Raw genomic sequence first — 12887 nt, forward strand, 5'->3', positions numbered from 1 at the left:
GTAACTCAGAGGGGAGCAGACGTAGAAAAGCCCGCAGATGCGGGCTTTTTTATAACCAGATACTTCTGATCAGAAAGTATCACCAGGGATATGAACATTCCCCTCCATAATGATGCGCGCACTGCGACTCATTACAGCTTTCTTAGCAGTCCATTCACCATTCACTTCCTCAGCCGCCGCGCCGACACGCAACGTTCCAGAAGGATGGCCAAAAGTAACCGCATCGCGATTACCGCCACCGGCCGCTTCGTTAACCAGAGTACCCGGAATCGCAGCTGCTGTCGCAATAGCTACCGACGCTGTCCCCATCATGGCGTGGTGCAGCTTACCCATCGACAGAGCGCGAACACAAAGATCAATATCGCCAGTGCCGATCTGTTTACCGCTGGATGACTCATAGGCCGTTGCTGGCGCAACAAACGCGATTTTCGGCGTATGCTGACGGTCAGCCGCTTCGGCCACATCTTTAATCAGGCCCATTTTAACCGCGCCATAAGCACGCATGGTTTCAAAGCGAGCCAGAGCGTCTGCATCTGAATTCAGATCTTTCTGCAGCTCCGTACCTTTGTAGCCAATATCCGTAGCGTTTACGAAGATCGTTGGAATGCCCGCATTAATCATGGTCGCCTTGAAAGTACCGATACCCGGAACTTCAAGATCATCCACCAGATTACCAGTCGGGAACATAGAACCTTCACCATCGGCTGGGTCCATAAATTCGATGACAACTTCAGCCGCAGGAAAGGTCACACCATCGAGCTCGAAATCACCCGTTTCCTGCACTTCACCGTTAGTGATAGGTACGTGAGCTATGATGGTTTTGCTGATATTTTTCTGCCAGATACGAACCGTACAGATACCATTCTCGGGTATTCGGTCAGCGTCAACCAGGCCTTTGGAGATCGCAAACGCGCCAACAGCCGCAGTCAGATTACCGCAGTTACCAGACCAGTCAACGAACGGCTTATTGATCGATACCTGACCAAACAGATAGTCCACATCATGATCTGGCTGCTCGCTTTTTGCCAGAATAACGGTCTTGGAAGTGCTTGAAGTCGCACCGCCCATACCGTCGATTTGCTGACCATAAGGATCAGGACTGCCAATAGTCCGCAGCAGAATCTTATCTCGCGCATCACCTGGTACCTGTGCAGCCTCAGGCAAATCCGTCAGACTGAAGAAAACACCCTTCGACGTACCGCCACGCATGTAGGTCGCCGGGATTTTAACTTGTGGTTTATGAGTCATAAGATGCCCCATTAAATAATAAAAATAAGGTGGGCCATGCCCACCCTACTGATTCAGCTCTTTCGCCAACACCTCAACTACCTATCGACGGAAACAAGTCCGTTCGGGAGGCGTCAGTGAGACGGAAATCTACTCCCAACGCATTGAAGCGTCGGCGAAGACGCTGAGGCGAGGCGCAGACCAGCGAGGAAGCGGAGCGTACTGAAGTACGTGAGCATTCCGAGTTGATCTGCAACACTGCCTCAGCAATGCAGCCAGCTTCAGGCTCCCTTGAGGAAGTCTTTGGCGAATTTTTGTAGCACCCCACCGGCGTTGTAGGTCACAACTTCTTCAGCAGTATCCAGACGACAGGTCACCGGCACTTCAATGGTTTCGCCATTCTGACGATGGATAACCAGCGTCAGGTCGCAACCAGCAGAACGCTCACCAATCACGTCGTATGTCTCAGTACCATCCAGCTCCAGTGTCTTGCGCGTGGTGCCTTCTTTGAACTGTACCGGCAGTACACCCATACCGATCAGGTTGGTACGGTGAATACGCTCAAAGCCTTCAGCAACGATCACTTCAACACCCGCCAGACGAACGCCTTTGGCAGCCCAGTCACGTGACGAACCCTGACCGTAGTCTGCACCGGCAACGATAATCAGCGGCTGCTTGCGTTCCATGTAGGTTTCAATCGCATCCCACATCCGGACGACTTTACCTTCTGGCTCAATACGCGCCAGAGAACCTTGCTTCACTTCGCCGTTCTCCTGAACCATTTCGTTCATGAGTTTCGGGTTAGCAAGAGTGGCACGCTGAGCCGTAAGGTGGTCACCACGGTGCGTGGCGTACGAGTTAAAGTCTTCTTCTGGAAGTCCCATCTTGTGCAGATATTCACCCGCAGCACTGTTCATCAGAATCGCATTCGATGGCGACAGGTGATCCGTAGTGATGTTGTCCGGCAGAATCGCCAGCGGACGCATCCCCTTCATGGTACGTTCTGCTGCCAGAGCACCTTCCCAGTATGGAGGACGACGGATATAGGTCGACATCTCGCGCCAGTCGTAAAGAGGGCTAGGTGCTTTTTCAGCTTCGCCGAGATCGAACATCGGGATGTATACGTCGCGGAACTGCTGTGGCTTGACGAATTCGCCTACGATGGCGTCGATTTCTTCGTCAGATGGCCAGATGTCCGTAAGGCGGATTTCTTTGCCATCAACCACGGCCAGTACGTCTTTCTCGATATCGAAGCGAACGGTACCCGCAATCGCATAAGCGACAACAAGTGGCGGCGAAGCCAGGAATGCCTGCTTAGCGTATGGATGAATACGACCATCGAAGTTACGGTTACCCGACAGTACAGCAGTGGCATACAGGTCGCGATCAATGATTTCCTGCTGAATTTCAGGATCAAGTGCGCCCGACATACCGTTACAGGTCGTACACGCGAACGCTACGATACCGAAGCCCAATTTCTCAAGCTCTGGGAGAAGCCCCGCTTCTTCAAGGTAGGTGCGCGCCACTTTTGAACCCGGCGCGAACGACGACTTAACCCAAGGCTTACGTATCAGACCCAGCTCATTGGCTTTTTTCGCCAACAGACCAGCCGCAACCACGTTGCGAGGGTTAGAGGTATTGGTACAGGAGGTGATAGCAGCGATGATGACCGCACCATCAGGAATCAGACCTTCAGCTTCCTGAGCTTTGGCCTCTTCCAGGTTACCCGCGATGCCCTTAGCTGCCAGATCTGCCGTTGCAAGAAGCGCATGAGGGTTTGAAGGGCCTGCCATATTACGACCAACAGAAGAGAGGTCAAATTTCAGAACACGCTCGTACTGTGCACTTTCCAGTGCGTCTGCCCACAGACCAGTTTCTTTAGCATACTGTTCTACCAGAGCCACCTGATCGGAGTCACGACCTGTCAGGTTCAGATAATCGATGGTCTGCTCATCGATGTAAAACATCGCTGCAGTTGCGCCGTATTCTGGCGTCATGTTGGAAATCGTCGCCCGGTCACCGATCGTCAGGCTTGAAGCACCTTCACCGAAGAACTCAAGGTACGCACCAACAACACGCTCTTTACGCAGAAACTGAGTCAGAGCCAGAACGATGTCAGTTGCAGTAATACCTGGCTGGCGCTTCCCAGTCAGCTCAACACCAACAATGTCTGGGAGACGCATCATGGATGGGTGACCCAGCATTACAGTTTCGGCTTCCAGACCGCCAACACCTACAGAGATTACACCCAGTGCATCAACGTGCGGCGTGTGAGAGTCTGTACCTACACAAGTATCTGGATACGCAACGCCGTCACGCGCCTGAACCACCGGAGACATTTTCTCCAGGTTAATCTGGTGCATGATGCCGTTACCCGCTGGAATCACGTCGACGTTGTCGAACGCAGTTTTAGTCCACTCGATGAAGTGGAAGCGGTCAGCATTACGACGCTCTTCAATGTCACGGTTTTTCTGGAACGCGTCCGGATCAAAACCGCCACACTCTACAGCCAAGGAGTGGTCAACGATCAGCTGCGTCTGAACCACTGGGTTCACTTTAGACGGATCGCCGCCCTGAGCTGCGATTGCATCGCGCAAGCCCGCCAGATCCACCAGAGCGGTCTGACCCAGAATATCGTGAGTCACAACGCGTGCAGGGTACCAAGGGAAGTCGAGGTCACGTTTGCGGTCGATCAACTGCTCCAGGCTGGCATTCAGGTCAGCAGGCGCACAACGGCGTACCAGCTGCTCTGCCAGAATACGCGAGGTGTATGGCAGTGTGTCGTATAAACCCGGCTTGATGGCTTCACATGCCGCGCGGGTGTCAAAGTAATCCAGGCTGCTGCCCGGAAGATTCTTACGGAATTCAGTATTCATACTCAATTTCTCATCACGGTTTTGGCGCACTCGATTCGGTGCGTGGATGAAAGCCGGTTTTCAACTCGTCGTGAATCCATCCATGGAGACTCACGTCTGACTGCCGTCCGACCGCCATGGATGGCGGAAGTGTCGGATTCCGTAGGGAACGGAACCGACCATGGCATGCAGGGTTGAAAACCGGCTTCCACCCACACCCCTTACACCGGGTGGGCCGCTGAAGTCACCGCTCAATATGGCGGAGACTTCGGAGTACTCAAGTGAGAGCGACTGTTGCGATCTGGCTGTGCACCACATGGATGTGGTGCCCAAGCCCCCAGGGATGGGTTCACGGCGCGCCAGAGAGCAATAGCCGCCTCTCACATTTAACTTTTAGCGGAGCAGCGACTTAGCGGTCAGCAATCGCCGGAACTGCGCGGTTCTCTTCACCAGTGTATTCAGCGCTTGGACGGATAATACGGTTGTCAGCGCGCTGCTCCATTACGTGAGCTGCCCAGCCAGTCAGGCGGGAACAAACGAAGATCGGAGTGAACAGCTTGGTCGGAATGCCCATGTAGTTATACGCAGACGCATGGAAGAAGTCAGCGTTACAGAACAGCTTCTTCTCGCGCCACATAACCGCTTCACAGCGTACAGAAATGTCGTACAAGTTCGTGTCGCCATTTTCGTTCGCCAGCTTCTCAGACCACTCTTTGATCACAGCGTTACGCGGGTCAGATTCGCGGTAGATCGCGTGACCGAAGCCCATGATCTTATCTTTGCGCGCCAGCATACCCATGATGGACTCTTCAGCGTGCTCTGGGTTGTCCATGCCTTCGATCAGTTCCATCGCGGCTTCGTTCGCGCCACCGTGCAGTGGGCCACGCAGGGAACCAATAGCACCAGTGATACAGGAGTGCATGTCACTCAGCGTTGATGCACATACGCGTGCAGTGAAGGTAGATGCGTTGAACTCGTGCTCTGCATACAGAATCAGTGATGCCTGCATCACCTGAACATGCAGTTCAGATGGCTTATCGCCATGCAGAGTCCACAGGAACTGTTCGGCAATAGAGTCGGCATCAGTATTCTCATCAATACGCTTGTCATTGTGAGAGAAGTTGTACCAGTAGTTAATCATGCCCGGGAAGACGGCCAGCATGCGATCAGTGGCTTCCTGCTGCTCGTCGAAGCTTTCTTCGGTTTCCAGGTTACCCAGCATTGAGCAACCGGTACGCATCACGTCCATTGGATGAGCAGACGCAGGAATGCGCTCAAGTACTTCTTTCAGTGCCTGTGGCAGACCACGCATGCCCTTCAGTTTAGTTTTGTAGGCATCCAGCTCAGCCTGAGTAGGCAGCTCACCTTTCAGGATCAGGTACGCAACTTCTTCAAACTCACAGTTTGCAGCGAGGTCTTTGACGTCGTAACCACGGTAAGTCAGACCGGAACCTGATTTACCCACGGTCGAAAGCGCAGTTTTACCGGCAACCTGGCCGCGCAGGCCTGCCCCAGAGAGTTCTTTTCCAGCAGCCATGTGCTTCTCCTATAACTTTAGATACTTTATGTAACTATCTGAAATTATTAATATTTAACAGACGAGGTAGCTCTCTCGCCAATCTGTTATTTATTCTTACCTTCTTCGAACAGAGCATCGAGCTTCTGTTCAAAATCGTGGTAGTTCAGGTAATCGTACAGTTCCATACGGGTCTGCATAATATCGACCACCTTACGCTGGTGACCTTCTTCAAGCAGGCTTTTATAAACAGTCTCGGCTGCTTTATTCATCGCGCGGAACGCACTCAGTGGGTACAGCACCATAGCGGCGCCCCACTCACCCAGCTGCTCGCGACTCCAAAGTTCGGTCTGACCGAATTCAGTGATGTTTGCCAGAATCGGCACATCCAGCGCTTCAGCGAAAGCGCGGTAGTGTTCTTCAGTCTTCACAGCTTCAGCGAAGATGCCGTCAGCGCCAGCTTCAACACATGCTTTCGCACGTTCAATCGCCGCTTCAAGACCTTCCTGAGCGAACGCATCAGTACGGGCCATGATGAAGAAATCCGGATCAGTTCGAGCATCAACAGCCGCTTTGATACGGTCGACCATTTCTTCTTTAGATACGATTTCTTTGTTCGGGCGATGACCACAACGCTTTTGAGCAACCTGATCTTCGATATGCACTGCAGCAGCACCGGCCTTTTCCATCTCTTTAATGGTGCGAGCGATGTTGAATGCGCCCCCCCAACCCGTATCAATATCAACCAACAGCGGCAACGAGCTTGCAGAAGTAATACGACGAACATCTTCAACCACGTCGTTCAGCGACGTCATACCGAGGTCTGGCAGGCCGTAGGAAGCGTTTGCAACACCACCACCGGAGAGATAGATCGCCTGATGGCCAATTTTTTCAGCCATCATCGCGGCATACGCATTGATGGTACCTACAATTTGCAGCGGCTTGTTATCTTCAAGCGCCTTACGGAATTTCTGGCCTGGGGTCATATCAGGTCTCCTGTGCCGTATAAGTTAATGTCGGGCCTCGTGAGCCAGACGAGTTTCAAGGTTAGTCAAAGACACCTGGATATGGCGCCTCATCAGTAGTTCGGCGAGTTGCGGATCACGACTTTTTATCGCCTCCACAATGCCCTGGTGCTCTTTCAATGCCTGCAGCGGGCGCTCTGAGCTGGTACTGGTGCGATAACGATACATACGGATTATGTGATAGAGGTCACCACAGAGCATTTGATGCAAACGGCTATTCTTGCTGCCTTCGATAATGCGGTAGTGAAAATCCAGATTGCCCGACTTCTGGTAGTAACTGAGTCCCTGATCTGCCTCAATGGAACGTGCATGTTCTTCGAGAAGCTTTTCAAGTGCTGAAATATCAGCGTCAGACATACGCTCTGCGGCCAGGCGGCACGCCATACTCTCAAGCTCCAGGCGAACTTCATAGATATCACGCAGTTCCTCGAGCGACAAAGACACCACACGAGCGCCAGCATGCGGAACACGAACCACGAGATTGCGTGCCTCAAGCTTCTGAATCGCTTCTCTTATCGGCGCGCGACTGCCGCCATATCGGGTAACCAATGCCTGCTCCGAAAGTTTTTCACCGGGAGCCAGCTCTCCACGAACGATAGCCGTGGCGAGTTCAGAGAACACTTTTTCAGCAAGCGTTTGGGCTTCAGACATAGATTGTCGACAATCCTAAATAAGTCGACCGACATTCTACGCCTAAAAATGCCAGTTTCAATAGATCTACGACCAAGATTGTATACAACCCAGCCCATCCCATCGAAAACGGAGCACAAAAAAGCCCGGCCATGCCGGGCTCTTTACAGAGTGCACTGTTAATCAGGCCTCTGGCATCTCCAGCTTCTGCGGAGAAACGATAATGCCGTTGTTATCTGCATAAACGAACTGGCCCGGCACGAAATCAACACCACCGAACTTAACCTTAACGTTTACGTCGCCCAGATCACGCTTATCGGTCTTCAGAGGATTCGTTGCCAGCGCCTGAACGCCCAGCTCAGTTTCCATAATGACATCAACATCACGGATACAACCGTAGATAATGATACCTTCCCAACCGTTTTTAGCTGCTTTTTCAGCCAGCATATCGCCCAGCAGCGCGTGACGCATGGAGCCGCCACCATCAACAACCATGACTTTACCTTTGCCGTCGGTGTCGACCAACTCTTTTACTTTTGAGTTATCTTCGTGGCACTTAACAGTTACGATTTCGCCACCGAATGATTCACGGGCACCGTAGTTATTGAACATTGGCTCAACAACAGTGATGAGATCCGGGTATTCATCACAAAGATCCGGGGTTACATATTGAGTCATAGCGTCTCTCCTGAGTTAAACATGTCTATTTCACGTACTTTAAATCGGTGTATTCCGGTCAGATCCCGACCAGCGGCTACTGCGATCGCAGAAGCAACAGCAGCTCCATCCCGACACTGGATATTTCTAGGTAAAGGCGACCGCAGGATACAACCCGCGATCTTTTCTGCAAACCGCTCCTCACTGCGCTCGCCCAGCAATACGGACGGTTGCCAGAATTGCACACAGCGGGCGCCTAACTCGCTGAGCCCCGCCTCCATTTCACCCTTGATCCTGTTATAAAAAAATATCGAACTGGCATCCGCTCCAGTCGCACTGACAATTGAACAGAGACTGGCACCTTTTGCGATCGCGGCAGATGCGGTCTCAACAACCAGATCCCGATCGACCGCCGCAAGGCCTGCCTTGCCAGCCACTTTTTGCGTCGTACCAAGTGCACAGAAGAAATGATCAACATGATCAGGCATAGGCTCAGAGAACGACTGCCAGATCAGCTGACCGCTATCGATGTATTTCTTAACAGAATCCGGCGCAGAACTACGCGCAATGGCAACGATTTTACGATAGCGGTTCTCCTGCAGCAGGCACTCCAACAGATGGGAACCAATCAGTCCGGTAACACCGACAATAACCGCAACTTTACTGTAAGGCTCCTCAGCTTGCATAAGCGCCAAGCCAATTACTGACCTTCGGCCAGACTTCGCGTTCGGCATCTTCGCCAATGATCATATCAATGTGAGCAAAATCCTTGCTAAAGCCGCTTCCAACGCCAAGGATAAGTTCCTCTTTAGGGCCGCCGTACATTCGATAAAAACGCTGACAATACTTCGCTGGATCCGTGGTATCACCCGCTGCAGAAACCCCCAGAAGCGGAATTGTCGCTTCTTTCCACTTCGGCAACAGAGGCTCGCCAGTCGATGGCAACTTCCAACGCCCCAGCAGGCTATGGCGCGCAAGGTACTCATTAATGACACCTGCAGGTTCGTTTTCAGGCCCAATTTTCATCTGGCGACCGTCCAGCTCTTTCCTGAAAGAAACAAGCGCACGAGCAATTGGACCCGCGAGCGGAACCTGCAACGCCATATTCGGGCGCACCACTTGCGTACCAAACATGGCAAATGCTGGCAACGAAGTCAGAAAGCCACCGGAAACCGCAGTCGCGATGATAGTCCCACCAAGTGAATGCCCGAGCCAGGCCGGATAACGTCCACTCTGCTCGTGAATAAACTCATGAACCGCCGGGACATCGAAACGCGCGTACCGCTCAACAGTATTTTTTTGATAGTCATCATTACGGGGAGACTGGCCATGCCCACGGTGCTCGTATAACCAGACATCAAAGCCCTTTTCGACCAGAAAACTGGCCATGCCGCGCCCTTTCGCCGACAACCAGAAGCCTTTATTGGTGAAACTACCGTGAACGAGAACAACCGGAAACCCTCTGTCCTCACCTTGCTCGTTACCAGCCAGACCAATCCGCGACAGCGCTATCTGTACACTCGGGTCAGGATCGCGATTGTGTTTCACCAGATAGATATCCTCAGAGAGATCACCAAGGATATCTGCCCGCGATAAGGTCACGGGGAACAGCGAACTGCTGCTCTTCATAATTCGTTCGTCCTTTACTTGGGTTGTTCAGTCCTGCTTATTGGCAAGAAAGAACCAGGTATCCAACACGGAATCTGGGTTCAGAGAAATACTGTCGATACCTTTATCCATTAACCAGCGTGCGAAGTCCGGATGATCCGACGGCCCCTGACCGCAGATGCCGATGTACTTGCCTGCTTTCTTACACGCATCAATGGCGTTCTCAAGCAGAGCCAGAATTGCCGCATTACGCTCATCAAAGAGGTGAGCAATAATGCCGGAATCCCGATCCAGACCCAGCGTCAGTTGCGTGAGGTCATTCGAGCCAACAGAGAAACCGTCAAAATGCTCAAGGAACTGCTCTGCAAGAATCGCGTTTGCAGGGAGCTCACACATCATGATCAGGCGCAGGTCATTCTCACCACGCTTAAGGCCGTTTTCCGCAAGCAGCTCAACCACCTGCTCTGCTTCACCGACGGTGCGAACAAATGGCACCATAATTTCAACATTGGTGAAGCCCATTTCATTGCGGACTTTTTTCATCGCCCGACATTCGAGTTCGAAACAATCACGGAAATTCTTGGAGATATAGCGCGACGCGCCACGGAAACCCAGCATTGGATTTTCTTCTTCCGGCTCAAATAAGCGCCCACCAATCAGGTTGGCGTATTCGTTTGATTTAAAGTCAGAAAGACGAACGATAACGCGCTTCGGCCAGAACGCAGCAGCCAGAGTTGATATACCTTCAACCAGCTTATCTACGTAGAAATCAACAGGCTCGCTGTACCCAGAGATACGACGCTCGACGGTAGGTTTCACATCCTCAGGCAGCTGATCAAAATTCAGAAGCGCTTTCGGGTGAACACCGATCATGCGATTAATAATAAACTCCAGACGCGCAAGGCCAACTCCGGCGTTCGGTAACGACTGGAAATCAAAGGCACGATCCGGATTGCCGACATTCATCATGATTTTAAGATCGAGATCAGGCATTGAGTCCACGCTATTGGTGCGAACATCAAAATCAAGCGCACCCTCGTATACGTAGCCGGTATCACCTTCCGCACAAGACACGGTGACTTCCTGACCATCAAAGAGTCGATCCGTTGCATCATCACAACCTACAACAGCAGGAATGCCAAGCTCACGCGCAATGATTGCTGCGTGACAGGTCCGACCACCACGATTGGTAACAATTGCAGCCGAGCGCTTCATGACCGGTTCCCAGTCAGGGTCCGTCATATCAGCTACGAGTACTTCGCCTTCCTGCACCTTGTCCATATCTTCGATATGTTCAATAACGCGTACTTTACCCTTACCAATCCGGTGGCCAATGCTCCGGCCTTCAGCAAGGATATTGCCGGTTTCTTTCAGCAGGTAGCGCTCCATAACGTTTTTACTGGCGCGACTTTTTACGGTTTCCGGACGGGCCTGGACGATATAAAGCTTGCCATCATCACCATCTTTCGCCCACTCAATATCCATTGGGCGGCCGTAGTGTTTCTCAATGATCATTGCCTGACGAGCGAGCGACTGCACTTCGTCATCAGTAATAGAAAATATTCTGCGCAGGTCACGATCAACGCGTTGAGTCTCAACCGATTTACCAACCGAAGCCTCCTTGTTGTAAATCATCTTGATGGCTTTAGCACCAAGATTGCGACGCAGAATCGATGGTCGACCCTCAGTCAGGTTACGCTTGTGAACGTAGAACTCGTCAGGGTTTACCGCACCCTGCACAACGGTTTCGCCCAGGCCATATGAGGAGGTTATAAATACGACATCGTCGAATCCAGATTCTGTATCCAGGGTAAACATGACACCGCTGGATGCAGTCTCACTACGAACCATACGTTGAATACCCGCAGACAGGGCGACCTTGTGATGATCAAAGCCTTGATGCTCACGGTAAGCGATCGCACGGTCGTTAAACAGAGAAGCGAAGACATCACGGATCGCGAAAAGCACATTGTCGATACCGACAATATTCAGATGGGTTTCTTGCTGACCAGCGAAAGAAGCATCAGGCAGGTCTTCTGCAGTGGCTGATGAGCGCACAGCAACGGCCATGTTGTCATTGCCATCTTCCAGCCATGAGAACTCTTCACGCACTCTCTCTTCAAGCTTTGGCGGCAAAGGTGCCTCGTGAATCCACTCCCTGATTTGCTTACCCGTCGATGTCAATGCCTGAATATCATCAACATCCAGCCCCTGAAGCGCATCATTAATTCGTCCGCCCAGGCCCTCATAGGCGAGAAACTCCCGATAGGCATCTGCCGTTGTTGCGAAACCGTCTGGCACTGAAACGCCAGCGGCCGAGAGGTTTCCGATCATTTCGCCAAGTGATGCATTCTTACCGCCAACGCGCTCAACGTCATTGATGGTTACCTGATTAAACCTGAGAACATAATCGGTCAAGGAAACTCTCCTTCGTGCTGATGATTCAATTTTACGCTTGGGTGATTCGCATGAATCACCTATAGTTGCCTGCGTCTGCGGAACTCCGTCAGGCACGTAATACTAAGTGGACGCAGGAAAAATTACCATATGAAGCGCTTTGCCTATTTTATTTCCGACGGTACAGGAATCACGGCCGAAACATTAGGCAATGCCTTGCTAGCCCAATTCGACAAGCTTCAGTTTACCCGTGTAACACTGCCATACATTGATTCGACTGAGAAGGCTAACAACGCAGTGGCCAAAATCAATCAGGCCGCAAAGGACTCCGGCGCACCCGCCATTCTCTTCGATACGATTGTCGACAAGAACATCCGTTCTATCATCGACACCGCGGATGCATTTAAAGTCGACATTTTTGAAGCATTTCTGCATCCACTGGAGCAGGAATTAGCGACTGAAAGCTCGTACTCGGTCGGCAAGTCACACTCCCCTGCGGATAGTACGCGCTACCTGAACCGCATAGACGCAGTCAATTTTGCCCTCGACAATGATGATGGCGCACGCACCCGCCACTACGAAGATGCTGACGTCATACTCGTTGGCGTTTCCCGGTCCGGCAAAACTCCGACCTGCCTCTATCTTGCTATGCAATTCGGCATTAAGGCGGCGAACTACCCGCTGACAGAAGAAGATATGCTTGATCTGCGCTTGCCTGACAGCCTGCAGAAACACAAACATAAGATATTCGGGTTAACGATTGACCCGGAGCGCCTCTCAGCGATCCGCACAGAACGAAAAGCTAACAGCAGATACGCGTCACTTAAGCAATGCTACCACGAAGTAGACGAAGTGGAGTTTCTGTACGAGCGGGAGAACATCCCTTACATCAGCACAACCGACAAATCGATCGAGGAAATTTCTACTAGAATCCTTGATTCCACAGGGCTGAAGCGCTCTCTCGACTGATAT

The 12887-nt window shown here is 51.8% G+C and carries 10 protein-coding genes; 1 reads left to right on the plus strand and 9 read right to left on the minus strand.

What is annotated here, in order from left to right:
* Positions 1-69: 69 nt before the first annotated feature.
* From prpF to ppsA, 9 genes are all read right to left on the minus strand, one after another.
* Positions 70-1248 carry a 2-methylaconitate cis-trans isomerase PrpF gene (prpF, locus tag B3007_RS01220; RefSeq protein WP_301378985.1) on the minus strand — a complete coding sequence of 393 codons (1179 nt, stop codon included), beginning with the start codon at positions 1246-1248 and terminating at the stop codon, positions 70-72.
* 260 nt (positions 1249-1508) lie between these two features.
* Positions 1509-4103: a Fe/S-dependent 2-methylisocitrate dehydratase AcnD gene (acnD, locus tag B3007_RS01225; protein ID WP_301378984.1), complete on the minus strand. Its 2595-nt coding sequence runs from the start codon at positions 4101-4103 to the stop codon at positions 1509-1511.
* A gap of 388 nt (positions 4104-4491) precedes the next feature.
* Positions 4492-5619, minus strand: a complete 1128-nt coding sequence (gene prpC / locus B3007_RS01230; RefSeq protein ID WP_301378983.1) for a bifunctional 2-methylcitrate synthase/citrate synthase — start codon at positions 5617-5619, stop codon at positions 4492-4494.
* A gap of 86 nt (positions 5620-5705) precedes the next feature.
* Positions 5706-6584: a methylisocitrate lyase gene (prpB, locus tag B3007_RS01235; protein ID WP_076514839.1), complete on the minus strand. Its 879-nt coding sequence runs from the start codon at positions 6582-6584 to the stop codon at positions 5706-5708.
* A 24-nt stretch (positions 6585-6608) separates the two neighbouring features.
* The gene (locus tag B3007_RS01240; protein ID WP_301378982.1) at positions 6609-7274 is read right to left on the minus strand and encodes a GntR family transcriptional regulator; all 666 of its coding nucleotides are present in this window, start codon (positions 7272-7274) and stop codon (positions 6609-6611) included.
* A gap of 162 nt (positions 7275-7436) precedes the next feature.
* Entirely contained in the window at positions 7437-7931 is a 495-nt protein-coding gene (rraA, locus tag B3007_RS01245) for a ribonuclease E activity regulator RraA (RefSeq protein ID WP_301378981.1), read from the minus strand.
* Positions 7928-8596, minus strand: a complete 669-nt coding sequence (locus tag B3007_RS01250; RefSeq protein ID WP_068435818.1) for an NAD-dependent epimerase/dehydratase family protein — start codon at positions 8594-8596, stop codon at positions 7928-7930. Before B3007_RS01250 ends, rraA begins: the two co-directional genes overlap by 4 nt.
* Positions 8586-9539, minus strand: a complete 954-nt coding sequence (locus tag B3007_RS01255; RefSeq protein WP_068439631.1) for an alpha/beta fold hydrolase — start codon at positions 9537-9539, stop codon at positions 8586-8588. The genes B3007_RS01250 and B3007_RS01255 overlap by 11 nt, the downstream gene beginning before the upstream one ends.
* A 27-nt stretch (positions 9540-9566) precedes the next feature.
* Complete coding sequence (gene ppsA / locus B3007_RS01260; protein ID WP_301378980.1) at positions 9567-11936, minus strand: phosphoenolpyruvate synthase; 2370 nt, start codon at positions 11934-11936, stop codon at positions 9567-9569.
* Between the two features lie 129 nt (positions 11937-12065).
* On the opposite strand from ppsA, the gene ppsR reads away from it, so the two are divergent.
* Entirely contained in the window at positions 12066-12884 is an 819-nt protein-coding gene (gene ppsR, locus B3007_RS01265; protein WP_068439635.1) for a posphoenolpyruvate synthetase regulatory kinase/phosphorylase PpsR, read from the plus strand.
* The last annotated feature ends 3 nt before the right edge of the window (positions 12885-12887 follow it).

Origin of the sequence: Thalassolituus sp. UBA675 (genome assembly GCF_002297765.1) — a bacterium.
Lineage (GTDB): Bacteria > Pseudomonadota > Gammaproteobacteria > Pseudomonadales > Oceanobacteraceae > Thalassolituus.